Consider the following 23,468-nt stretch of genomic DNA (forward strand, 5'->3'; position numbering starts at 1 on the left):
GCTACGGGCGCTTCAAAATCCATAGTCACTGGAAGACTACAGCCCTGAAGCCCCTCCTCTTCACGGCGCGCATGGTTCTCTCCGAGTATGCCAGTGCTATGAGCACTAACAGCGCTGTTGGCAGAGCAGAGTATGCGAGTAGATCCCAGTTGGCGTATCTTGAGACACTAGACCTAATAACATAGCCCGGTCCCAGCAAGGGTAGGAGTGCTAGAATTCGCACGTGCTCCTGCGAGAGTGGGATCAGCAGCAGTCCTAGGTACGTTAGAGCTGCGATGTCCAGAAGGGCCGCCGGTATACTCGTCACGAGAACTGTTGCCGCCAGGACTGCTCCATACGCTACGCTTTGGGCTCAGAGTATTGCGAGCGAGGCGAGGATCATAGCCGGGGAAGAAACGCCTAGCACATCGATGCCCAAGCCGTAGGAGAAGGCTAGAACAGCCAGCGCTGAGAGAGTTACGGGGAAGACTAGAACAAAGCCCCTAGCCGACGATACAATTACAGGAGACGCCCCTGCGAACTCGAGGGGTTCAAGGAGCCCCAGCTCTGACAGGTAATCAATCCACCCCCCAATCATCCACCCAGCGTTAGCGATTATGGCCCACGCTACAAGGGCCCAGTACACCTCTCTAGCGTATTCCAGGCCCCTCGAAGAATACGCACCAAAGAGGAAAATGGACATCCACAGAGCGTCGGTTAGGGCTCCAGACGCTGTGCTCAGAAAGTAGCGCCTAGTCCTTAGCGCGTGAAGCCAAAAGAGGGCCTTAAGCCTCCTCATACGTGAACCCCTCTCCTTATGAGTTCAGCCTCTCCCCTTGATACCAAGAACTGGAATATAATGTTGAAGAGCATGCTCGTTGTGAGGAACATTGCGGAGAGGGCTAGGAAAGACCCGCTAGTAAAACTACCCTCTGTTACGGCGTGAGCCATCTCGAAGAGGTAGGTTGTGGGGAGTGCTCTTGAAAGTGCTCGCAGCCATGGTGGCAAGAGGGACACGGGGTATATAGCACCGGAGACAAGCAGGATTAGGGGGGCGAGCCGGTCAAGCCACACTGTCTCCTCCTTTGAGGCTAGCACAGAGTACGCTACCAGCGAGCTGAGGCCGAGAAGGGGTATTACTGCGAGTGCAGAGAGGGCGAAGAGCGCTGAAGTGTACAGAAGCGCTTGTGCTAGGCCAAGGAATATCGCCAGCAACGGTGCAAACTCGAGTGCCTTGAGAAGCGACTCAATAATGTACCTGGGAATGTAGCTCAGGATCAGCGCGAGGGAAGGTGTTGAGGGCGAGACTGCCAAGTACGGCAAAATCCCCAGGAAGCGAAGTGAAAAAGCATTTCCAGCTAGATCCCATATTATGTCCACTGAGGAGACTATTAAGACGCTGAGCAGGACATCGCGCACTATGCTTGCAGGCGAAGCGCGCGGCTCTATGGCAACCAGGGCTAGGAGTACTAGGTACGGTCGCAGTAGGAGGACAGCTATGAGGGCTGGCGCGTGCCGGTAGAAGGAGGCCCACAGGTAAGCCCCAGCCTTTAGCTGGGAGAGGAAGACCCTCAAGTCCACTTCAACCACCCCGCTTGGTTGTTAGCACTATGAACACGTCCTCGAGGGTAGGCTCCTTGACTGATACTCCTCTGACCTTGAACCCGCTAGACCTGAAGTTGTGCACTATGGACTCCAGTGCTTCCTCGGTTCTGCTCGCTGGGACAGCGAGCGTGAGCTTCTCAATGTTCCCGTGATGGTGGTAGGTCTTTTGATGTGAACAAGGCCCGCCCCCTCCTCTAAGAGGAAAACCCTGTGGAAATGCCGATACTGAGGTTTAGGCCTGGGGCTTGTAAGTAGCTTCAGGTAACCTGACAGTTTATTTACTGTCCAGCTACTTTTTCCTCCAAATTTGAGTTGAGGCTTGGGAAGAGCGAGAAGATTAGGGCAAGAGTGCTCGCGAACGCTATAGGTTCGAAGCCTACAGCCATATTAGCAAGACTGCTCAGAGGGGGCGCGACGGCGTAGCCGAGCCCTATAAAGGATTCGAAAAGTGAAGTCATTTTTTCCGTGCTCCCACTCTTGTTGAACACCAGCTGTAAGGCTCTCGCGTATACGACGCCCTGGCCGTAGCCAATGACTCCGGCGATAAGCACTACTACTGGGACACTGGTCGTCGACGTCAGAGCAAGGCCCGCTGCAAACCCCAGCGAGGCGAGAAGCGTGTTCTTCAAGTGCGCTGGGAGCCTTTCGAAGAGGAAGAACGTGAGAGTCCTCGACAGCAGCATGGTGAAGTTTACGAGGGAAATGTAGTCCCTGGAGATGTTCTTGTCCGCTACGAACAGAGGGTAGAAGGTGAGTACTCCGCTCGCGGAGGCCGAGTATGCTATGCAGTAAGCCCAGGGTGTCCAGTACAGGAGAAGGTCTTTAACGCTCCCTGGACTGCCAAGATCCGTGCCTGCCCTCCTACTGCTCGCACTACTCATCTTGAGCCCCTGCAGGGCTTGGAGTACTGAGAGAAGCGAGTACGCGGCAAAGAGGATTTGGGGGTTGAGCCTGAGGAGCGTAGAGGTCAGTAAGGCCCCAATTAGGGAGCCCGAGCTCCAGGAAAAAGAGAACTTCGAGACGCTAGACTCTTTACGGGACAAGTAGGCCTCTACGGCTGGCCAGAAGACTCCGAAGCCCAGGAGCACGAGGCTTGTGGATTCGAGAATGCCTGCAAAGTCGTAGGAGAATGGTAGGGCTGCAAAGCCCATAGCCATTACGGCGAATGACGCCGCTATTACGGCTCTAGGGTTGCCTGTGCGTAGGTGAATGTTAGAGGAAAAGAGAGCTCCAACGATGTAGACTAGCGAGGCGAAGCCTGTGATGACGCTTATTTGAAACTCGCTTAGAGACGTGTTGTACGCGTAGAGAACTAGTACAGGCATGAATACGGCTTGAAGAAAAGAGGCCGTGAAGGAGAGAATGTAGGCGGTTTCCAAGGTCGTTCCCTGGCAACTCTATCTAGCAGGGTGGAGAGCCCCTTGCTAGTCCCCTCTCTCGATCTTGATGGCTCCCACCGGGCACGAGTCGGCGCCAGTCTTGGCACACTCGTAGAGCTCTTCGGGTATTATCCCCGTGGATGTTTTGCCGTCGAAGGAGACTTCGTAGCTTCTTTGAACCCTGTTCTTGTAGTCGGTGGGGTCTAGGTAGAACACCTCGGGGCACAGCGAGGGGGCAGAGTTGCAGGAAATGCACGCTTCTCGGTCAATTACAACCTTGTACTTTGCCATCTGAACCTGATGGTTACTCGTGTATCCCCTTCTTATATCTTTTTCTAGAGGGCGCTAGTTACGATGCTCTCCAGGAGCGGTACTAGCAGTGTCAAGAGAAAGCCGTGAATCAGGCTCACGACAGACGCCTCCTCCCCGTACGTGTACACGTAGACCGGCAGGGTGTTGTCCATCGTAGTGGCCCCCCCGATGCTGACCATAGACACTTTAGGGCGTTTGAGTAAGGGTACTAGCACGAAGGCTATCTGTTCTCTCAGTACGTTAGTCAGGAAGGCTGTAAAACCCCAGACTGGACCGTACGCTTGCGCTACGAAGGGCCCCGTGAAGCTGTACCACCCCAGGCCTAGCATTATGGCTAGGGCTACTCCGAGAGGTAAGTTTAGAGCCCAGGAGGCGAGCAAGCCTACGATCACCGCTGACACTATGCTCAAGAAGACTGTCTTGAATGCTAGGGCACCACTCCTCCTTATAGTATCTGTACTCACTGTCTCGGCGACTGTAAGGCCAGTTACGATGATTACAGCGTACACTTCGAGTGTAACAATGCTACTGATGATCGCAGAATATGTGCCGTCGAGCAGAAAGCCTGCCAGCCAGCCAGTAGCAATAGCTGACAGTAGAAGTGGGTCTGCTCTTACCTCGACTTTTCCGCCACGATCTACACCCGAGTCGTTGTCGACTAGCAAGCCTAGAGGTATGAGGACGGCAACGAGTAGGGCCAGCATCGCGACTGAAACCGCCATGCTGTATATGAGGGGGGCGACCCCGTTCGTTGAGGCCCAGAGTGATATTGTGAAGACCAGTAATACGACGGCTGCCTTGAAGACCGGCTCAGGTACTCTGATTTTAAGGACTTTACTGAGAGCTATGGACGCGGCGAAAGCTACTAGGATCCCAGTCAAGCCCAGTTCCACCTAGGCGCCCATACTTCCAGAGAGAAATACTTAAAAAACTTTCATAGCGGTGAATTGTAAGGTTTTCAAAGTGAGCTTGCACAGGACTGCCCTCGTAACTGGAGCGTCGAGTGGTATTGGAGAGCATATCTCGAGGGAGCTTGTGAAAAGGGGGTACAGGGTTATAGGAGTAGCACGGAGAGAGGAGAAGCTGAAAGCGCTCCAAGCAGAGCTCGGTAGCAGTTTCACATACATTGTGAAAGACCTAGCAGAGGAGGATTCCCCTTCACTCATAGCAAAGCTCGTCGTGGAGAATTTCCCGCAGCTAGATGTTCTCGTCAACAATGCTGGTTTCGCTGTTTTCAAACCGGTAGTCGAGCACACCCTCCGTGAAGTAGAGGAGGTGTTCCTCGTGAACGCTGTGAGGCCGATCCAGCTCGTCATAGCCTTAAGGGAAGTGCTTCGCCCAGGCGCCACCGTCGTGAACATAATCACACCGGCGGCCTTCGCGCTTAGCCCGAGGTTGGCTACGTACAGCTCGTCGAAGGCCGCACTGCATGTCCTCTCCCTTGCCCTTGAGAAGGAGCTCGAGCAGGCGGGGGTACGCGTAGTCAGAGTGTATCCCGGCCCTACTGCGAGTGAGTTCTTCACTAGGGCAGGTGTTCGAACTCCACGCCACGCCTTAAAGCCTGAAAAAGTTGCCGAGAGAGTAGTCGATTGCATTGAGCATGGTTGCAAAGAAGTATTTATACCGAGAGTGCTCGGCGTCCTCGGGTTCTTCTCGCCTATCAACGTCTACCGCGTTTGACTTCCACGGCGGGCCTCTCGCCAGCGAGAGCCTCGTATAACTGGCAGAGGTTCTCTAGGACAATCACGCCGTCGTTCACGGGGCGTTCAGGGTTGAACATGCCCGTTTTAACGAGAATAGACTGGAAGCCGGCTTCCGCCACGTTGTTAGCGTGCTCGACCCGGTCATCTACGTGGACGACTTCGCTGTAACTAGCTTTGTACTTCTCTGCTACGCGTGCCAGGGCTTCAACCCTGGACGGGGCGTCCTCCGGGACAACGATTATCTCGTCGAAGAACTTCGAGAGCTCGCCTTGATCTATTCTCTTCCTCTTCATGCCAGGAACACCGTCACCGCCCGACACGGAGACAACAACTTTCCCCTTGTTCTTCAGCTCCCGCAGGACTCTCACTGCACAGGGTAGAGTGGGAGAAGCCTTCACGCGCGCCTCGACGAGGAGCTCGTCGAACTCTCCCGCGTCCGGGCTCAGCTTTAGTCCTCTCTTGCCTGCGGCTTCTAGGAGGATGATGAGCATCTTCGAGTAGTCCATTGTCCCGCTCCTCTCAAGCCTGTACCACTCGTCGACAGCGTCGTTAGACACGGGCTGGAGCATGTTCGCCGGCACTCCGAGGTAGAGTAGCAGGATCTCGATGACGTCACGCATGTAGCTGTAGCTGTCTATAATTGTGCCGTCGATGTCGAAGGAGAACACCTTGACCCGCTCGACGAGTGCTTTTAAATCCTGCATGCTACTCGACCCCTCAAAAGCAGGGCGGGGCTTAAAAGATTTTAGCGGTAGTGGTTGCTACGCCTACACCATAAGCCTCATGATGGCCTTTTCGAGCTCGCCTCGGAGAAACGGGCTGTAGCCCACGAACCTCTTGAACTCTCTACCCCTCCAGAAGACTATTATCGTGGGGATACTCATGACGTCGTACACGGCGGCGACTTCAGGGTTCTCGTCGACGTTAACCTTTAAGACCGCGACGCGACCTGCAAACTTCTCGGCAACTTCCTCGACAATAGGGCTCGTCAACCGGCACGGAGCACACCACTCGGCCCAGAAGTCGACGACTGCTACCTGGCACTGCTTTAGGGCTATATCCATGCTTGTCTTGTCTGCTCTACCCTCATACGGGCACTTCTTCTCTACCGGTCGTGGAGAGATCATCTCCTTGAGGAGCCTCCGCTTGATTAGCTCGAGCTCGGCCTCCATAGCACCTCCAGGTAACGTAACCCCCAGGGGTTAATATATTTAGGAAGTCGCTAGCTCGATATATCTCGTCGTTTAGTCAAAATAGTAAAAATTCTATTTTTAGCAAAAAATAAATACTCTCTGTACAGTTGGGGGTTTTGTGAGAGAGAAGGGAATAGTTCTCGTAGTCGACCAGGGAACAACTGGGACACGTGTCGCTTTGTACGACAAGAACGGGAGCCCTATCCCAGGCGGCTGGGCCTATAGGGAGCATTCACAGATATACCCTAAACCCGGGTGGGTTGAGCACAACCCTCTGGAGATCTGGGAAAAGACGCTGCTGTGCATAAAGGAGGCGCTGGAACGCTCTAGGGTTGACCCCGGGGCGGTTGCCGCAATCGGCGTGACGAATCAGCGCGAGACTGTTGTCGTCTGGGATCCGCGGACTGGCCAGTCCCTCTACAATGCTATCGTGTGGCAGGATCGCAGGACTGCCCCTGTAACCGACGCGTTGCGGGAAAACTACTTCGAGACGATATACGAGAAAACAGGCCTCGTCCCAGACCCCTACTTCTCTGGGAGCAAGATCCAGTGGCTCCTCGAGAACGTGAGCGGGCTAAGAGAGAAAGTCAGTAGGGGGGAGGCTATATTCGGAACTATTGACACGTGGATTATCTGGAACCTCACTAAAGGCTCCCCCAATACTCTCACGCCAGAAAAGGGGGGCGCGCACGTAACCGACTACTCTAACGCCTCAAGGACGATGCTGTTCAACATTAGGCGACTCGAGTGGGACGAGGAGCTACTTAGCATCCTCGGAGGCATCCCCGCGGAAAGCCTACCCCTCCCCCGCCCCTCAAGCGACAAGGAAGTCTACGGCTACACAGGCCCCGAAGTTGGTGGAGTCTTCAACGGCTACAGCATACCAGTGACCGGCGATGCCGGCGACCAGCAGGCTGCACTCTTCGGCCAAGCAGGATTTGACGCTGGTGAAGTTAAGTGCACGTACGGCACTGGGAACTTCATTCTCGTGAATACGGGGAGCCAGATAGTCAAGTCTAAAAACAACCTTCTCAGCACAGTCTTCTACAGCCTCGAGCCGGGAAAAGCCACGTACGCGTTAGAGGGCAGCATCTTCGTTACAGGTGCCGCCATACAGTGGCTACGCGACGGACTTAAGATAATTGAGGTCTCCCCCGAGGTAGACCCGCTCGCAGAGTCTGCAGATGACACCGGCGGGTTGTACTTTGTACCCGCGTTTACTGGCCTAGGGGCTCCCTACTGGGACCCATACGCGAGGGGCCTAATCATAGGCATTACGCGCGGTACTACGAGGCGCCACCTCGCTAGAGCCGTTCTAGAGAGCATAGCTTACCTTACACGCGACGTCATTGAAGCCATGGAGAGGGATACGGGTTCCCGCATCAAGTGGCTTAAAGCGGATGGAGGCGCATCTAGAAGTGACGTCTTGTTGCAGTTCCAAGCCGATATTCTCGGCGTGGAGGTTATAAGGCCGCTCGTCAGGGAGACGACGTCTCTTGGCGCCGCATTCCTGGCCGGCCTGGCTATAGGATTTTGGGAAAACCTGGACGCGATCAAGAAGCTGTGGAGAGCCGAGAAAGTCTTCAAGCCGCAGATGGACGCCGAGAAGAGGGAGCGGCTCTACAGTGGCTGGAGAGCAGCCGTCAGGCGTGCGCTCGGTTGGGCTAGAGAGGTTCCATGGGCTTACGGCTACTAAAACTTATGATTTGGTGAGCCTAATGGCGTCCTGTATTGGCACTAGTTTTGCCCTTCTCTTGTACGCTTCCAGGCTTCTCCCATCTATAACGTGTATTTCAAATGGATCCTCGATACCGGCTTTCCACAGTTCCGCCAGGATTTTCGGCGGAGGAAGGTTTGTAACTACTAGTATGTCTATGTCGCTGGAGAGCAGGCTTCTGCCCTCGGCTACACTGCCAAACAGGTAGATTTCGGCATTCTCGTCAAGCCTTAGTACAGTGTCGCGTATGAGCTTAAGGTATTCTGGGAGGTTCCTGAACACTTCCGCCCTACGCTTTGCTTCTCTCACGAGCAACTCCTCCGACAACGCTCACCACCTCCTCAACGGTTCTCCTAACTCTCTCAACTTCATCAGCAGTATAGCTTCTGGCCACGTACCTGGAGGTTATGTACGCGTCTTCCAGGACTCCTAGCTCCACGCTAAACTTTGAAAGGAGCTCCGCAATCTTATTGTCGTCTGTAACTTCCCGTATAAGCTCTAAGAGCCTTCTGACGCTGTGTGTTCTAGGGAAATCTACGCCGAGCATGAGTAGGGATGCTTTAAGGTACAGCTGGAGGGACTGTTCAAGGCTAAAACAGGCTAGGTCATAGAAACCCCTTTCAATCTGCATGAGCGCAGTCTCGTAAAACCTCTTAGACCTCTCAACGAGGTACTCATACTCCTCCCTCCGGCCCAAAATATACCACCAGCAATAACCTCCTGGCCAAGGTAATAAACCATAGCCTCATGTCCACCCACGGCGGGTGGTGGGGGGGGGTAATTCTCTAGTAGGCCATAGCCTTATCATGCTCCTCGGTAAGCTATACCCAGAGCAATTCCAGGCATCTAAGCCTACGGGTATGGCTCCGCTCTACAGAGGGCTCGAGAAAACCCTGGGGGCTTGATCTTTGTAGAGGCGCCGCGCGTGGCGGGCTCGCGTAGCCTGCTCCTCTGGCTTTTCTGTTGTGCCCTCTGAATAATAACAAAGATTGAAATATTTTAGGCCTGATTTCCATCTCTGAGGTTCTCGATGCCGAATGTACTAGTGGTTGGCGGTGGAATTACAGGAGTAGCAGTAGCCTATGACCTTGCCCTCCGAGGAGCTAGAGTTACTCTCGTCGAGAGGGGCTCTCTTGGAGCAGGGACTAGCGGCCGAACACACGGCCTACTCCATAGTGGTTGCCGGTACATCGCAGATGTCGAGGTTGCCAGGGAGTGCTACACGGAAAACGTTATTCTGAGAAGGATTGCTCCTTTCCTCTTCGAGAAGAACGGCGGGCTCTTCGTAGCCATTTCAGACGACGATCTGGGGTACAGGGACTTCTTCCTCAAGCAGTGCGACAAAGCAGGTATCCCTGTCCAGGAGCTTTCCAGGGAGGAGGCCTTGAGGCTAGAGCCTAACCTTAACCCTGGGCTTAAGGCTGTAATCCGGGTTCCCGATGGAACCTTCGACCCCCTGAAGGTAATCCTCAGTTTCGCGGCTTCTGCAAAGCTTCACAGCGCAGTTATAAAACCGTTCAACGAAGTCACTGGTTTCAAGGTTGAAGGCGGGAGGGTAGTCTCAGTGCGAATACTGGACAAGACAGTCCCCCGGGAGTACGAGGTAAAGCCGGATTTCGTTGTGAACGCTACCGGCGCTTGGGCGGATAAAGTTGCGCGCCTTGCAGGCCTGAGAGTCCCTGTTAAGCCTAGTCCAGGCGTCATGGTAGCCCTGGATGGGAGGATTGGAAACATGGTTTTCAACAGACTCAATAAGCCAGGCGACGGGGACATCATTGTCCACCACAGGGGGACGAGTGTAGTGGGGACAACCTCCTGGGTCGTCGAAGACCCTGATAAAGTCGCCCCGCCTAGAGAGCATATCGAGTTGATGATTAGAAGAGGCTCTGAGCTAGCACCGGTAGTGTCCAGGCTCAGAGTTAAAGCCGTATACGTGTCCTCCAGACCCCTAGTCGGGGAGGGTGCTGCAAGCAGCGGGAGAGAGGTCAGTAGGAGTTTCGCGGTCATAGACCACTCCCGTGAGGGCGTCGAGAATTTTGTGAGCATAATAGGCGGGAAGTTCACGACTGCAAGACTTATGGCCGAGAAGCTAGGGGACTTTGTCTCTGAGAGGCTTGGAATCGCGAGAGAGTCTAGTACTGCGAGCACCCCTCTTGCGCCTTACTGGCTGTTCTTCGAGGGGTGATTGGTGTTGAAGTATAGGCTTGTCGTGAGGAGGGTTAAAGCTACAGGGGGCCGGAGGTTTGACGTGTTCGAGGTTGAGGCTGAGCCGGACGAGAGCGTCCTGGACGTTGTCGAGAGGGTTAGCCTCCAGGGGGACAGAACCCTGACCTTCGAGCACGCCTGCCACCACGGCGTCTGCGGGGCTTGCGGCATGGTTATAAACGGCGTCGAGAGGCTCGCCTGCATAACGAGGATAGGGGAGGTGGCTAGGGGAGGGGTTGTCGTAGTGGAGCCTCTACGGGGCTTCAGGGTGGTAAGCGACCTGGCTGTAGATAAATCGCGAATGTTCGGCAAGTACAGGCTCGTCACGCCTACAACTCTCGAGAAGCTGGACTCCAGATTGGATAGAGTCGAGTTTGAGAAGCTCTACGACTGCACAGAGTGCGGAATATGCTACTCTGCCTGCCCGATTGCCAACACCTTCAAAGACTACCTCGGCCCCTCACTGCTGGCCATTGTTTCGAGAAGCGCCGAGGGGAGGGTTCCAGCCGTCATTGACTCTAGAGCTGGTGTCTGGGCTTGCCACGCCGCATTCGAGTGTAGTGTAAGGTGCCCCGTCGACTTTAAGCCCGGCGAGTCTATAATGAGGCTCCGCCGGAGGCTCCTGAAGGGTGAAGTTGAGGTAGAGGGGTGATGCTAATGGAGTTGGTAGGGGTTTTAAAGAGCTGGTTTAGGGTGAGGGGGAGAAGCTTTGAGCACTTCTCTTTCAGTGTTAGGAGGCTTACGGGTGTGGTTATGGCCCTATACCTCCTGTTGCACTTGATCGACATCTCTACTCTTGTCCTAGGGAAAGAGGCATATGATGCGCTCCTTGGACTCTTCGGAGGGAGGCTTGGCCTGGTAGCCGACTCGCTGCTCTGGAGCGCCCTGGTCCTGCACGGAACACTAGGTGTTTACTCAGCCATCGTGGAGCTCGGATACATGCTCGAGCATAGACGCCTCTTGCTGATACTGGCGTGGGCCTTGGCAGTGGTGCTAATAGCCGTTGGGGTCTGGGTGATTGCTTGTGCTCTCGCCTAAGAAGGGTGCAGGCTGGGTACTTCAAGTGCTGACAGGCGCTCTCCTGACGTTGCTTGTCACACTGCACCTCGTGCGGGTACACGTTCAGGGCTCGTACAAGGGCCTACCAACATACGAGGAGGTTCTACGAGCTTTCAAGAACCCTGTCACTGTAGCGCTGGAGCTCGCACTCGTCGGTGCCGTCCTCTACCACGCCCTCTACGGGTTACACATGGTTCTAGTCGAAGCTGGTATCCTCCGCGAGGATATATCGAGGAAAATATTGTCTGTGCTCGGGATCCTGATATTTACCTACACCCTAGCCCTAACACTATACCTAGCCACAAAGCCTTAATTTCCAAGAAGTTTCCACAGGATCCATTTTTGTGGAAGCAGAACTTCCTCAAAGGTGATGTATAGGAGAGCTGAAAAGCGAAATAATAACCTTCATGACTATTAATGTAGAGTAAGGGGGTCGGGTTTGGGCGTAGTATTCATTGAAGGGAAAGTAAAAGGGCCGGCGGGCGAAGAAAGTGTTCGATTCCTGGTGGACAGCGGGGCCACATACACTGTTCTCCCGGAGGAAGTTTGGAGAAAAATCGGCCTTACGCCGTTACGTGAGCACGAATTCGTACTAGCAGACGGGAGAACCGTAAAACGGAAAGTATCGGAATGCTACATCTCGCTCCCACAAGGTGAGGGACATACTCCCGTAGTCCTCGGGGAAGCCGATGACCAAGCACTATTGGGCACAGTGACGCTTGAAATCCTCGGGCTCGTCCTCAACCCATTTAAACGCACACTAGAGCCTATGCGGATGTTCCTTGCCTAGACAACCCCTCTCTGCGGGAAGTTGCGGGGCCTTTGACTACTGCAAAGCCTTGATTTTCAAGACAGTTCTCATCGGGTGTATTTCGTGGAAACCCGGAGCCGATTCCTCGCCGTCTACCAGGACGCTCTTCTCGAGGTAGAGCATTATGGGCCTGAGCTCCCGCAGGTGGACGACTATTTCCCCTTTAATGTCCTCGGCGTAGTCAACTACTGCTGGGGTTATGTACAGCTCTCGAGTCCCTAGTACCCCGACTCCATGTCTCAAAGGTGCTATAATGTAGAGGTGGACGCCGTTAGGCTCGAGAGCACTCTTTATCTCCTCGTGGGAGTCCACCTTACGAGCGGTGCCTGAGAAAAACTCGTAGACGATGACTTCGTCGCCCTCGGCCCCCAAGTCTCCTGGCTTGAAAGAGTACTCTATTCTCTCGTGACCCCTATAGATGTTAAAGACTCCTAGGAGACTGTAGGTGCCTAAGCCCGGCACAGTCAACTTGTTTTCAAGCTTCAGCACGACTTTCTCGTTGTAGGGGTCAAGCATGACCGTGTCGCGCGTGGGGCGCCCAACCCCGTCGAGGCGGGGGATTCTCCCGTCCCTGAACGCGAGGGGGGACAGTATTTCGCCTCGGGTTTTCCCAGGCTCGTCCGTGACGTAGACCGGCCCGCCGCTCAACGCTCTTGCAACGGCATGAATGAGGGCCAGCGGGTCGTAAGACTGGAACATGTCCCAGTCGGGCCAGGCCAGTTGGGATAGCCAGATAGAGTTATAGGCGTTGAAGTATACGTGGAGTTTCGACCTAGAGACACTATGCGGTACGCTGTAGTCGATCGACGCTCTCACGACGCTAGACTTGTACCAGTTGAAGAAGTGCTCGGGGTTGAGAGACATGCAATTCAGAACTTCCAAGCCGCACAACGCAGCTGCAGCCTCGACTGCTTCGTGGAGCTTCTGTGATGCAAGCTCAACCGGGTAGCTCTCGGCGTAGACCGTGGACAACGCGTACTGGTTATCTACCTTCACGAAGTCGAAACCCTTAGCCCGGATGGACTTAAACCAGTCTATGTAAAAGCTATGCGCCCTCTCTGGGTTAGGCGCTAACTGTCCACCCACCTCTACGAGCTCATCCCTGTATGATTCAGCCAATTTGCTCTTAGGGTCAACGCCATTCCAGTAGCCGTTTAGAGTCAACCAGAGGCCCACGCTTCGTACGCCGTTCCTCTTCAGAGAGTCCACTATGCCAGCAAGCCCCCGCGGGAATTTTTGCCTGTCCTCCTCGAAGTCCTTTAACTTGCCATTCTCCTCTGTCATCCACCCGTCATCCACGAGAACCATGCGGACAGGCGCCTTCGCCATTATCTCGCGCGCTCCATCAACTACCTTCTGCTCATCTAGGTTTCGCCAGAAAGCGTTCCAGGTGCACCAACCGAGAAAACCTAGCGCGTCCGGGAACCTCTTCCTGGTTCTCAGGGAGCATACCCTATCGAGGTACGAGGCTACAGCCTTGTACACTGTTTCAACGGCCGTGTAAGGGTCGTTTGAAGTAGCGTATGCAAGCAGGGGTAAGTCCCTCCAGTTATGCTGGGTGCCTGCTGTAACGACTAGCTCTAGAGATGCTCCCTTAGGCTTAGTGAAGTACGGGGCATAACCCCTTGAAGGGACAGCTAGGAGGAAAGCGTACCCCTCCTCGACTTCTAGCAGTAACTGGCTTATCTTCAGCGACGTGGGCATTTCGTCGAGGCTCTTCGCGTGCCATGGAAAAGTCCAAGGACTTACCATGAACCCCCCTACCTCCTGGGCTTGGGGGTAATGGTATGGCTCACTCGACCCGCCCAGATACCCGGGCGGGTCGTAGGTATGGTGGAAGGCCAGTACGCGGCGGTAGTGCGGGAGCCTTACTCCCAGTATGGCGGCAACCCCCTCCACCGTCGACGTGCCCGAGCCTAGGAGCTCCAGGATGGAAACTCCGTGGACGCTTCTCCTGGAGAGTCTAGCCTGGCGCCCGCTACTAGTTAGGTATACTCCTCCGGTAGAGGCAGTGGTTTTCTCGAGAAGCCCCTCAAACGAGACGAACACCTCTGTAACGCTAGGGCTGAAATCATCACCAGGCATACTAGGGTATAAAAAAGAGAAAAAGAGAAAAAAACTTATTTTAACCTCTAGGGCCCTTGCCTTTGCCCTCTTCCTCGCTCTTTTCTACCTCCTTCTCTATTTCTTTCTCGGTTTCCTTTAGCTTCTTCTCGAGGCCAGGAGGTAGTGGCTTCTCTTTGGGTGGCTTGGCAGAGATATCTATCTCCTTCTCTTTTCCGTGTTCTTCTTTGATTTTCTCCTTCAGCTCCTTAACGGCCTCTTTAACAGCCTTAGTTATGTTCCGAACCTCCTTCTCCACTTCCTTTAGTACTGCGGCTGTCTCGTTTATCCCTGTTCTCGTCCTGTTCCTAATCTCCTTGAACTTGGGTGCCGTGTGGTTGAGTAGCGTCATATTGAGGAATGATGTCTCATTCTTCTTCAATAACCCTAGCTTCATTGCCCTTATGACCGTCAGGTGGAGTGACAGCCTGTTCAGCTCTGCGTTTATGAGGCCTAGGATCTTCTTCACTACAGCTAGGTTTACGGCTAGCTCTGAAACCGTTATGTTTCCACTGGCAAGCTTCTCCTCGGTCTGTGCCAGGACGTCTTTAGCGTACGCGATCAGCGTATATACGTATGTCAGGTTGACTTGAGACTGGTTTATCTTAGACAGAGCCGCTTCGAGCTGGCTTAGCCTGGCTTTAAGTACTTGGAGTTGGAGCGTGAGTGCTGTCTTGTTGATGGCTACTGTCTTGTTGAGGGAGACTGTCACGTTAGCGGCTGTCCGGTTCCCGGGGGCCTCAACTTCAACCTCGACCTCGAGTTCTACGCCGGCTTTCTCAGCGATTTCTTCGATCAGCTCTATCGCAGCATCATATGTGTTGAGGGCGTAGATGGCGTACGTCTTAGCCCCAGTGAAGTTTCCGGAGTTGTAGAGCTTGATGCTTAGGTTCAAGTAGCTATCTGCTTCTGAGAGTAGAGACTTTACTTCTGTCAGGTTAGACGCGTACTGCGAGGTGTTTACCGCCGAGGTTAGGAGCGAGAACTTCTCGTAGGCTATCTTCTGGAGTTTCTGGGCGTTGGCTATTAAGACCTCTAGGGACAAGTCTGTGCTCGCGGCGACGCGGAGTACTGACGCGACGGATGCCAGCAACAGTGTTACTAGTGTTAGGGCGACCAGTTTCTGCTTCATACCGGTCAACAACTGTTGCGCAATGGGGGTTATTTAGGAAAACTGTGGCAAGACGCGAGAAAAGAACTTTCCGCCATGAGAAAAGCAGAGCTACTTGCTGAAGAATTAAGTTTATTTTTATATTGTGCAGTTTGAGGCCCTGATCCCATGAGGGTTAAGAGGGTTGACAGCGAGGTTGGGAGCTTCCTGGAGGTCGAGCTGGGAGACGGCGAGGAGGCTGTCGTCGTATCGGATGTACACTTGGGGTTGAGGCTCCGTAACAGGGAGCTGTCTAAACATGGAGAGTTCGCTGATTTCTTGTCAAGTTACTGTAGCGACGAGAAAGTGAAACTCGTAGTGCTGCTTGGCGATATATTCGAGTTCTGGAATGCTAGAGTGGGGGACATCGTCAGGAACGCGTACTACCCCGTGAAAGCTCTGGCGAAGGTCGACAAGGACGTAGTGTACGTTGCAGGGAACCATGACAGGCTTGTGGCAAGCCTACGCCTCGAGAGTAGTAGGGGGAGAGGAGATCTGTATATTGTGCCAGACTTCTTCGTCCTTAAGGTTAACGGGAAGAAGTTTCTCCTTCTCCACGGCCACCAGCTTGATACTTTGTTTCTGAGAGTTAAAAGCCTGTGGAAGGTGCAAAGCTACATATACATCCTATCTGAGTCCTTTCTCTCGCTTCCAGGGCCCTTAGAGTGGTTTTTCGCAGGCTTGGCCACGCTAATCCTGCTGCTAATAATCGGAGCCCTCGGTGTCTCGACTCTAACCGGAGAGATTCTCCTAGTCCTCGCCGCCTTCTTCCTTCTATCACCGCTGGCGATACTCTCGTGGCGCAAGCTCCAGGACAAGATATGGTACGGCATTGTAGAGGGTATAGGTGTCAAGCTCCTTAAGAGTAGGTTACGTGGTAAGAGCCTCAGCCACATTGCTGTCAGCAAGCCACTCCGCGCCATAGTGAATGTGCTTGAAAGTGTGCCGGAAGTGGGTAGGGTTGATGGCGTCATCCTGGGGCACACCCACGTGCCTGAACTGCTACTGGAAAACAGCCGCCTGCTGGCGAACACTGGGTCGTGGGTCGAGAACGGGGAGAACGATTACTGCACGTTCGTGCGGGTGTCGAGCAGAGCGGTTACTCTGGGTAAGTGGGAGGGCAATGGCGTGAGAGTTCTCGGCTCGATCGACTTTAGCGATAAATAGTCTTGACGGGTAGCTATAGGAGGTGTGAACCTTGAGTTACTACGCTTGTGTAGCTAGCAGGTTGCGGGACGAGAGCCTCAATCTATGCGATATTGCTACCTGCGCTGTAAACCACTGGAATGACGTCGAAGTTGTTGTTTCGAGTATAACCAGCCTGGAGGAAGCAGAGAAAGTGAGAAGCCGCCTAGACAGGCTATCAAGGGTTCAGGGCCCGTGCACGCTCGACAATGAATCCCTTACTGTCCTATCACTCGTAGTCGAGGTGTTCCTCGGGGGCCTCGACCTGGCCCTGCTGGACGCTAGGAGCTTAGAAGGGCTTCAACGACTATACGAGCTCCTAGTTGAGAGTGGCGCTCTACCCGACGAGAGACCTAGAGTTTGGAGGAGGATAATCGCAGAGGTAAGGGAGAGGGCCGGCAAGGAGGTTATGGTGTTCGAGGGCGGATCGGCAACACCTGTCTTAGCGGTATTCGCCGAGGATATTACATGGTCTCTCGGCTACCTGTGGCCAGTATTCGTAGAACAGGTTCGGGGGGAAGGCGCAGATAGCGTGATAGGAGAGGCGGTATCAGCTATCCGCGCAGGTAAGGGCGTAGAGTTCTCTGGGCCTCGCGGATCCGGCAAGCTCTCACTAATGTACCAAACACTAGTGGAGCTTTCAAGAGAAGGCTTTACTCTCTACGCAGGCGCGCAGAGCATTGCCTCGAAGCTCGTCGGGAAGAAGGTGGTCTTTACACCAGGTAAGCCTAGAGTTATTCCGGCTGGGTGGGGTGGTGAGTATGTCCAGATAGATGTCAACAACAGGTACACGGCTGGGGAGTTAGAGGAGATTGTGAGGAGGCTGGCAGATTGGGATGGAGTTTCGCTTGCTGAGCCAGAGACTGCTGAGGTTTTGAAGAACTCTAGCGGCAATCCGGGGTACGTCGAGACAACACTACTTTACGTCTCTCTGTCCAAGCTTCACGGCAGGAGTTTCGTTATCCCAAAGTCCATCGAGGAAGCAGGAGCGAGGCTGAAAAAGGTTATCCCTGAACCCCTACTTAACAAGCTCGCCGTCCCAGCATCCCTGGGGTCACGCTGCTTCCCCACAAGCTTGCTTGAAGTCAGTGAAGAGGAAGAGGCTCTACTGGACAGGCTGTTACTGCGTCACGACGCCTACTCCCTGTACTCCTGGAGAAGTGATGTCTCAAGAGAAATATTTAAGAAAACTCTTCTAAGCCCTCCTAACATTTACGAGCATGTTTTCACCTCCGAGTCCCCCTTCCACGCGGCGTGGTCTACTGTTGTAGGGGCTCCGGGGACGGCGAGATACATCGCACTTGCCGCCATAAATAATATATCTGAAGAGGCGAGTATCCAGGCTCTAGAAGCTGTGGCTGTTCTAAGTAGTGGTACTATATCCAGGTTGCTCAGAGGGGCGACTGCCTTCAGGCTAGGGGTTCTTGCTAGGGCCGCTGAAAGCGCGGGTAGCCTTGCTGTAGCCGAGGAGCTGGTCTCAAAGGCTCTAGGCATTCTGGGAGCACTGGGCTCTGAGGAACTCCGCTCTGAGTATGCTTCCCTCGCGGTGAAACTGGCAGAACTCCGGGTTAGCCGTTTCCTACCTGAGCTCGCTCTACAGCTTCTAGACGAAGTGAGAGTAGTGAACGATGAAACAATGTATGATGTTAGCAGGGTCAAAGGCGTTGCCTACCTTGGCATGGGACTCTACAGTGATGCTGAAAGGCACCTGCGCGAGGCACTTCGCTACGCAGAAGAGAGAGAGCTGAAACAGGAGTATTACTCCCTACGCGTTCTACTCGTTGACGCTATGCTAGGCGGGGGGCGTTCTGCCGAGGCAGTTGAGGAGGTTGACAGACTCGTCAAGGAACTCGTCAGAAAGGAGTGTACACTCGTTGGAATCCTATACGACGCCGCAGTTAGGTGGAGGCAGCTTAAGGGCAGGACTAACTACGCTGTGTGTGCGACACTCATGCGTTGCGGCTACCCTGACTTGGCCGGAGCTTACGGCTGCTTCGAGAAGTAATGTCCCAGGGCTTTTCGGGCTCCGTAGAGGCCGTTACCTCGTTTGAGTAATTGCTTAGGTCTAGGTTGTCCTGGCTGATTCGTAGGGCTGAGAGTGGTAGGGGCCAGCTCAGCGGGCCAGGTAGTCCCGTCTTCCGAGGGGGCTAAAATAACCTGGAGACCCCGGGGCCTCACCCACACCCAAAGCAACAGAGATTACTGGAGCATAGAGCGGAGCCGACCACTGTTTCAGATATGGTACTCGATCCTAGCACCCTGGTCTGGCTTCAGCGGCCAGCCCTTCCTAGCTCCAGCTTTCAGCGCACTGTCTATGACCTTTACTTTCTCCTCTACTCCCTCTCCTGTCAGGGCGAAGAGGCTCCCACCTAGCCCTGCACCGCTGATCTTAACCGCTATAGCTCCCGAGCTCATCATGACTCTACGTAGCTCTTCCAGCTCGGGTAGGCTTACGTCGTAGTAGTCCCTGAGGAGCTCGTGCTGTACATTGATTTCCCGTGCCAGTAGCTCCCTACTCAGCGACCCACTCTTAATGAGGTCTACCGCCCGCATAGTCGACTCGTGCATGAGTATGGTGAACGCAACGCGCTTGGCGAGTCTGTCGGGGAGGCGGTCTAGGAATGGCTTCACCTCATCGAACGTGATCTCCTCCCACCTAGCCCTAGAGTAGTCTGGCGCGAGTTTCTCTCTAAGCGTGGGGGGCAGATCCTGGAACGAGAGGAGCAGGGAGAGAGCCTGGTTTATCTCGGCCTGCCTTCTGGGGTGGATTTCTGCAACGCTGTGCCTTATCCCCGAGTCGACGACGATGAAGTCGAGACTACCTATGTCCAGCGGCTCGACACGCACGGGGGGCCTCGGATACAGGAGTATTGCTCCGCCGAATGCCGAGGCGTACTGATCCAGCCGTCCGCAGGGTATCCCGGCGACAGTGTTCTCGGCGTAGAAGGCTGTCTCTGCAAGCTCCTGCGCTGATAAACCCAGGTTGAAGAACGAGTCGAGTGCCTTCAGGAAGGCTACTTCGAGCGCCGCGCTACTCGACAGGCCTGAGCCAACTGGCACCTCGCTGTAGATCAGTGCTTTGAACCCCTTGCCGAGCTTGACGCCCGCCTTCCTTTCTAGTGCGATGACACACGACCTGAGGTAGTTCCCCCACCACCTCCCGGGCAGGAGCTGCGGCTCGGGGCCGAACCTGTCCCTGTACTCCTGGCCTTCTTCCCGCAAGTTTAGGCTCTCAACCTCAAAGAGAGTCGACTCCTCGAGGACGGCGACATATGTCCTCAGGTTCACCGCTATCGGGACAACAGGGAGCCCCTTGTAGTCTTGGTGGGTGTTCAGGAAGTCGACGCGGCCCGGGGCTGACGAGACGAGCACGGGCCTCTTCGGAGCGACTTCGAATAGTACGGCGGGTACTTTCACAATGAATATAGTGGGCACGGTGGAATTAAACTTCGTGGAGGGCTACAACGAGTTGAGGTGGAACCCTCTTCTCGGCTGCTGGGTCATAGTGTCAAGTGGGAGAGCTGTAAGGCCCTGGCGGGAAGCTGAGAAGTGCCCCTTCTGCCCCGGGTCTGAGGAGACGGGTTACGGCTGGGACGTAGTGCTCCTGGACAACAAGTACCCAGCTTTGAGGAGGGATGCGAAAGTCTCACGCCAGAGCCTGGATCTCTACCGCGTGGAGAGAGCCTACGGCGGTGCAAAGGTCGTGGTGGAGACGCCGAGCCACGAGGGCGACCTAGACACGATCCCCGCCGAGAACCTTGTAAAGTACATTGGGATCCTAGCCAGAGTAGCCGAGGAGGAGTGCAGGGACCCCGCTGTCGAGTACGTCCTCCCATTCAGGAACAAGGGGGAAGTTATCGGCGTCTCCCTAACACACCCCCACTCCCAGATATACATCCTGCCCTTCGTCCCGCCGAGGGTCAGGCGGGAATATGAAATGATGAGACAGCATAGGGCTGAGCGCGGCAGGTGCCTGCTATGTGACGTACTAGACCTCGAGTACGAGGAGGGCTCGAGGGTGCTCTACGAGAACAGCGGGTTTACAGCCTTCCTCCCCTTCTTCGCCATGTGGCCCTATGAAGTCCACATCTACTCTAGGAGGCATGTAGAGAGCCTTATAGAGCTGAGCGCAGACGAGAGGGCTTTGCTCGCGGACGCCATTAAAGTCATTGTAGCGGGGTATAATACCCTCTTCGGCTTCAGCCTGCCGTACATGATGATCTTCCATCAGAGGCCCTGTAGGGGATACGAGGGCTTCCACTTACACGTCGAGTTCTACCCCGTCCACAGGACTGCTGATAAACTAAAGTACGCTGCAGGGATAGAGTGGGGTGGGTGGGTGTTCACGTATGATGGCTTGCCGGAGGAGAAGGCTGGAGAGCTTAGGGGGGCGCTGGCTAGAGCAGTAGAGAAAATGCGGGAGCAGGGGTACATTGCCATGGGGAAGGTCTATTCTCGGTAAGCCTAGTCACTGCGCGACAACCCTCTCCTATACCCTCCTTAAATACAAGAAGTGCGGCCGCACCGGATGCTACCTATTACGGTCTTTGCATACGCGGGGGTTTCCTCTCAAGGTAGAGTTAAGTCTATAAATGTATCATGTGCTGTAAAGTGGGTATGAAGAGCTTACACCCGCTCCTCCTGTCTCTCCTGCTAGCTATTTCCACACTTAGAGCTCTCTGTTCTCCAACTAGCCTAGTGAAAGTTGAAGTGTTCGTGGATGGTAGTGCCCACGTTGTGTACACCTTCCCCACGAACGGATCAGCAGTCATAGACCTCCGGCTAATAGGGCAGCCAGACCCAAACTTCCTTGTGCTCGTGCAGAACGAGAGGGGGGAGCTGCTAACCTACGCTATCAACGAGACGAGCAGCGTGATGACTATCATAGCTATAAACTCGACACAAGTCACTGTCGACTACTATACTCAAACGATAACTTCAAAGGTGGGTGGCAGGTGGGTTGTCAACTTCACGACCCCTCTCCCCGCTGTCGTAAAGCTACCGCCGAACGCGACGCTCTCCGCACTCTACGTTATACCAGCAAGCATAGCCACCGAGGGGCAGAGCATAGTTCTCACGTACCCAGCTGGACCAGTCAAACTGGCATACATCCTCCCGCCGGCCGTAAAGACACAGCCCAAGCCCCCACCGCAGACACAGCCCCCCTCAAATGCGTCTCAAGTTCAGCAGCCTCCACCCCAAGTACAGCAGGAGAAAGGGCAGCCCCAGGGCTTTAGCCCGCTCTTCTACGGGCTGGCAGCGGTGACTGCTGCAGTAGTAGTAGCCTACTTCCTTCTCAGGAGGAGAGAGGCTGGAGAGAGGTTATCGGAGGTGGACGTGCAGATACTAAACATCCTCAAACAGAGCGGCGGAGGCCTCTTCCAGTCTGAGCTTGCAAGCCTACTCGGACTCCCAATAACCACTGTGTGGAGGCACGTAAAAAAGCTTGAGTCAAGGGGGCTTGTAGTCGTAGAGAAGAGAACGGGTAGGAACTTCGTGAAGCTTACAAGGACAGTCTAACCCCCTTCACCACCTCTAAGGCTCTCTTGAGGTACTCGTCTGGAACTGTCCCCTCTCTTATGATTGTAGCCATCACGTCGGCGCTCGGCCGCTTTATCCTCTTCTTTGTTTCGAGGTCTACGGCGTAGAGGCCGAACCTCATCCTGAAGCCTTCAGCCCACTCGTAGTTGTCTGTGAGCGCCCAGTGCAGGTATCCTCTTAGGTCTGGCTTCCTCTGGGAGATGTATTCCTCAACAACTCTTAGGTGGAGTGCTATGAAGTGTGGCCTCAGCCTGTCCTCCCTGTCTGCTATCCCGTTTTCTGTAATGAGTACAGGCCTACCGTACTCGAAAGCTATGTCCAAGGCTTCCGCGATGCCCTCGGGGTAGACCTCCCACCCGAAGTCGCTTGTAGGCCTCCCTGCAAGGCTCTGGGAGTTGGGCTGGCACTCGTTACCGTAACCTTTAACCATCTCCGGATAGGCCGGGATCCTGGCTAGAATGCGGATGATGCTGGTTCTGTCCCTAGTCACTTGCCTCGAATAGTAGTTCACGCCTATCCATTCGAGCTTGCCCTTGTACGCTTCGAAGACCTCGCTCGGCTCCATGCGCATGTCTATGTCTAGGTCTACCCAGCCTTTCGCTACTGCGTTTAATATCCAGCGGTTGTGCAGGTGATCCGAGAATTTTGAGGCCACGACGTCCCGCTTACTACCGGGTCGTAGTGGATAGAAGGGTATTATGTTGTGTATTATGCCCACGTACGCCTCGCTCGGGCTCTCGCTGTAGGCTTTCTTCCTGTCAAACCTCTTGATAACATCGTACGCCAGAACGTGGGCTTGTGCAATGTTCACTAGTGCCCTCTTATAGCCGTCCAAGCTGAAGAGTCCCGGTGGGAATCTCCCGTTTCTAAAGAGGAAGCCTGCTTCTACAACTACGCTCGGCTCGTTAAACGTAGACCACATGTCGACTAGGTCTCCAAACTTCCAGGCCACGTACGCGGCGAACTTAGCAAACTCTACTGGGAAGCGCGGGTCGGCGTACCCCAGAGGGCCTCTTCTAAGCTTTGATGCACGTGCTAGTAGGGGGTCGTGGAGCCATATCGGGAGCGTGAAATGTACGAGGTTTAATATGACGTAGAAGCCCTTCTCCCTCAAGTCGTTTATAACCTCCCTATAGTGCTCCACTGCCGTCTTGTTTGCAAGCTCGTCGAGCTTTGCAAGGTCGCCTTCGTCGATGCCCACTCTCTTTAGTAGCTTTTCCTCCCGCTCTACCTCAACTTCTACGTTAAAGGTGGGTTTAGGGAACACTCTGCTCCACTCGACATTGAGCCTGTAGGCGTTCATGCCAAGGGACTTCGCGATGTCGTGGTCTTCCCTGAACCTGTGCCAGTAGTCTATGCCGTTCTCGGGGAGATCCCCGCTGACTATGCCTCTTTTAATGTTCGACCTGTCGTGCACCCACGCAAACCAGTCTGTACTGGGGTCTATGGCTTCCCCGGCGGGATCCCCCATCTCGAACTGGAAGCCCGCCATTGAAACGCCCCACAGGAAACCCTTCGGGAACACC

The 23,468-nt window shown here is 54.5% G+C and carries 26 protein-coding genes; 12 read left to right on the forward strand and 14 right to left on the reverse strand.

What is annotated here, in order from left to right; translation table 11 throughout:
* Positions 1–25: 25 nt before the first annotated feature.
* Genes IG193_RS01695 through IG193_RS01705 form a run of 3 tightly spaced genes read right to left on the reverse strand, consistent with a single transcriptional unit; the run spans position 26 to position 1,560 of the window.
* Positions 26–307, reverse strand: coding sequence for a hypothetical protein (locus tag IG193_RS01695; protein WP_192819173.1), 282 nt, complete (start codon positions 305–307; stop codon positions 26–28).
* Positions 308–352: 45 nt separating this feature from the next.
* Positions 353–778 (reverse strand): hypothetical protein, encoded by a 426-nt coding sequence (locus IG193_RS01700; RefSeq protein ID WP_192819174.1) that lies wholly within the window; start codon positions 776–778, stop codon positions 353–355.
* A complete protein-coding gene (locus IG193_RS01705; RefSeq protein WP_192819175.1) occupies positions 775–1,560 on the reverse strand; it encodes a hypothetical protein in 786 nt (261 codons plus the stop codon). Before IG193_RS01705 ends, IG193_RS01700 begins: the two co-directional genes overlap by 4 nt.
* A gap of 29 nt (positions 1,561–1,589) precedes the next feature.
* On the opposite strand from IG193_RS01705, the gene IG193_RS09125 reads away from it, so the two are divergent.
* Positions 1,590–1,736 (forward strand): hypothetical protein, encoded by a 147-nt coding sequence (locus tag IG193_RS09125; RefSeq protein ID WP_218042160.1) that lies wholly within the window; start codon positions 1,590–1,592, stop codon positions 1,734–1,736.
* A gap of 126 nt (positions 1,737–1,862) precedes the next feature.
* On the opposite strand, the gene IG193_RS01710 is transcribed toward IG193_RS09125, so the two are convergent.
* The 3 genes from IG193_RS01710 to IG193_RS01720 are packed head-to-tail and all read right to left on the reverse strand — an operon-like array spanning position 1,863 to position 4,168.
* Entirely contained in the window at positions 1,863–2,963 is a 1,101-nt protein-coding gene (locus IG193_RS01710; RefSeq protein ID WP_404813141.1) for an MFS transporter, read from the reverse strand.
* A 45-nt stretch (positions 2,964–3,008) separates the two neighbouring features.
* The gene (locus IG193_RS01715; protein WP_192819177.1) at positions 3,009–3,254 is read right to left on the reverse strand and encodes a ferredoxin; all 246 of its coding nucleotides are present in this window, start codon (positions 3,252–3,254) and stop codon (positions 3,009–3,011) included.
* A 44-nt stretch (positions 3,255–3,298) separates the two neighbouring features.
* Entirely contained in the window at positions 3,299–4,168 is an 870-nt protein-coding gene (locus tag IG193_RS01720) for a lysine exporter LysO family protein (protein ID WP_192819178.1), read from the reverse strand.
* Positions 4,169–4,238: 70 nt separating this feature from the next.
* Here IG193_RS01720 and IG193_RS01725 point away from each other — a divergent pair, with 70 nt between their 5' ends.
* On the forward strand, positions 4,239–4,955 hold the full coding sequence (locus IG193_RS01725; protein ID WP_192819179.1) for an SDR family NAD(P)-dependent oxidoreductase: 717 nt from the start codon (positions 4,239–4,241) through the stop codon (positions 4,953–4,955).
* On the opposite strand, the gene IG193_RS01730 is transcribed toward IG193_RS01725, so the two are convergent.
* Both IG193_RS01730 and trxA read right to left on the reverse strand, forming a co-directional pair.
* Positions 4,936–5,682, reverse strand: coding sequence for an HAD family hydrolase (locus IG193_RS01730; protein WP_192819180.1), 747 nt, complete (start codon positions 5,680–5,682; stop codon positions 4,936–4,938). The genes IG193_RS01725 and IG193_RS01730 overlap by 20 nt on opposite strands.
* 63 nt (positions 5,683–5,745) lie before the next feature.
* Positions 5,746–6,150 (reverse strand): thioredoxin, encoded by a 405-nt coding sequence (gene trxA / locus IG193_RS01735; RefSeq protein WP_218042161.1) that lies wholly within the window; start codon positions 6,148–6,150, stop codon positions 5,746–5,748.
* A 139-nt stretch (positions 6,151–6,289) separates the two neighbouring features.
* Here trxA and glpK point away from each other — a divergent pair, with 139 nt between their 5' ends.
* Positions 6,290–7,867 carry a glycerol kinase GlpK gene (gene glpK / locus IG193_RS01740; RefSeq protein ID WP_192819181.1) on the forward strand — a complete coding sequence of 526 codons (1,578 nt, stop codon included), beginning with the start codon at positions 6,290–6,292 and terminating at the stop codon, positions 7,865–7,867.
* A 3-nt stretch (positions 7,868–7,870) separates the two neighbouring features.
* Here the strand turns inward: glpK and IG193_RS01745 are convergent, their stop codons facing one another.
* Together IG193_RS01745 and IG193_RS01750 are read right to left on the reverse strand one after the other, a co-directional pair.
* Positions 7,871–8,215 carry a nucleotidyltransferase domain-containing protein gene (locus IG193_RS01745; protein ID WP_192819182.1) on the reverse strand — a complete coding sequence of 115 codons (345 nt, stop codon included), beginning with the start codon at positions 8,213–8,215 and terminating at the stop codon, positions 7,871–7,873.
* The gene (locus IG193_RS01750; RefSeq protein ID WP_192819183.1) at positions 8,178–8,585 is read right to left on the reverse strand and encodes a HEPN domain-containing protein; all 408 of its coding nucleotides are present in this window, start codon (positions 8,583–8,585) and stop codon (positions 8,178–8,180) included. Before IG193_RS01750 ends, IG193_RS01745 begins: the two co-directional genes overlap by 38 nt.
* A gap of 333 nt (positions 8,586–8,918) precedes the next feature.
* On the opposite strand from IG193_RS01750, the gene IG193_RS01755 reads away from it, so the two are divergent.
* From IG193_RS01755 to IG193_RS01775, 5 genes are all read left to right on the forward strand, one after another.
* The gene (locus IG193_RS01755; RefSeq protein WP_192819184.1) at positions 8,919–10,073 is read left to right on the forward strand and encodes an FAD-dependent oxidoreductase; all 1,155 of its coding nucleotides are present in this window, start codon (positions 8,919–8,921) and stop codon (positions 10,071–10,073) included.
* Between the two features lie 6 nt (positions 10,074–10,079).
* Positions 10,080–10,745 (forward strand): succinate dehydrogenase/fumarate reductase iron-sulfur subunit, encoded by a 666-nt coding sequence (locus IG193_RS01760; protein WP_192819185.1) that lies wholly within the window; start codon positions 10,080–10,082, stop codon positions 10,743–10,745.
* Between the two features lie 5 nt (positions 10,746–10,750).
* Entirely contained in the window at positions 10,751–11,131 is a 381-nt protein-coding gene (locus IG193_RS01765; RefSeq protein WP_192819186.1) for a succinate dehydrogenase, read from the forward strand.
* Entirely contained in the window at positions 11,118–11,465 is a 348-nt protein-coding gene (locus tag IG193_RS01770; protein WP_192819187.1) for a hypothetical protein, read from the forward strand. The genes IG193_RS01765 and IG193_RS01770 overlap by 14 nt, the downstream gene beginning before the upstream one ends.
* Before the next feature lie 126 nt (positions 11,466–11,591).
* A complete protein-coding gene (locus IG193_RS01775) occupies positions 11,592–11,942 on the forward strand; it encodes an aspartyl protease family protein (RefSeq protein ID WP_192819188.1) in 351 nt (116 codons plus the stop codon).
* 36 nt (positions 11,943–11,978) lie between these two features.
* Here the strand turns inward: IG193_RS01775 and IG193_RS01780 are convergent, their stop codons facing one another.
* Both IG193_RS01780 and IG193_RS01785 read right to left on the reverse strand, forming a co-directional pair.
* Positions 11,979–14,048, reverse strand: coding sequence for a Sip1-related alpha-galactosidase (locus tag IG193_RS01780; protein ID WP_192819189.1), 2,070 nt, complete (start codon positions 14,046–14,048; stop codon positions 11,979–11,981).
* A 40-nt stretch (positions 14,049–14,088) separates the two neighbouring features.
* Positions 14,089–15,198 (reverse strand): hypothetical protein, encoded by a 1,110-nt coding sequence (locus IG193_RS01785; protein WP_192819190.1) that lies wholly within the window; start codon positions 15,196–15,198, stop codon positions 14,089–14,091.
* Positions 15,199–15,345: 147 nt separating this feature from the next.
* On the opposite strand from IG193_RS01785, the gene IG193_RS01790 reads away from it, so the two are divergent.
* Together IG193_RS01790 and IG193_RS01795 are read left to right on the forward strand one after the other, a co-directional pair.
* Positions 15,346–16,383, forward strand: a complete 1,038-nt coding sequence (locus IG193_RS01790) for a UDP-2,3-diacylglucosamine diphosphatase (protein WP_192819191.1) — start codon at positions 15,346–15,348, stop codon at positions 16,381–16,383.
* Positions 16,384–16,414: 31 nt separating this feature from the next.
* Positions 16,415–18,406: a P-loop NTPase family protein gene (locus IG193_RS01795; RefSeq protein ID WP_192819192.1), complete on the forward strand. Its 1,992-nt coding sequence runs from the start codon at positions 16,415–16,417 to the stop codon at positions 18,404–18,406.
* Positions 18,407–18,633: 227 nt separating this feature from the next.
* On the opposite strand, the gene IG193_RS01800 is transcribed toward IG193_RS01795, so the two are convergent.
* A complete protein-coding gene (locus IG193_RS01800) occupies positions 18,634–19,818 on the reverse strand; it encodes a galactokinase (RefSeq protein ID WP_192819193.1) in 1,185 nt (394 codons plus the stop codon).
* A 1-nt stretch (position 19,819) separates the two neighbouring features.
* On the opposite strand from IG193_RS01800, the gene galT reads away from it, so the two are divergent.
* Positions 19,820–20,863, forward strand: a complete 1,044-nt coding sequence (gene galT, locus IG193_RS01805; protein WP_192819194.1) for a galactose-1-phosphate uridylyltransferase — start codon at positions 19,820–19,822, stop codon at positions 20,861–20,863.
* A 155-nt stretch (positions 20,864–21,018) separates the two neighbouring features.
* Entirely contained in the window at positions 21,019–21,921 is a 903-nt protein-coding gene (locus tag IG193_RS01810; RefSeq protein WP_192819195.1) for a helix-turn-helix transcriptional regulator, read from the forward strand.
* On the opposite strand, the gene bgaS is transcribed toward IG193_RS01810, so the two are convergent.
* Positions 21,905–23,467, reverse strand: a complete 1,563-nt coding sequence (bgaS, locus tag IG193_RS01815; RefSeq protein WP_263971727.1) for a beta-galactosidase BgaS — start codon at positions 23,465–23,467, stop codon at positions 21,905–21,907. The two genes, IG193_RS01810 and bgaS, sit on opposite strands and share 17 nt — an antisense overlap.
* Position 23,468: the final 1 nt, after the last annotated feature.

The sequence above is a fragment of the Infirmifilum lucidum genome (assembly GCF_014876775.1).
Lineage (GTDB): Archaea > Thermoproteota > Thermoprotei > Thermofilales > Thermofilaceae > Thermofilum > Thermofilum lucidum.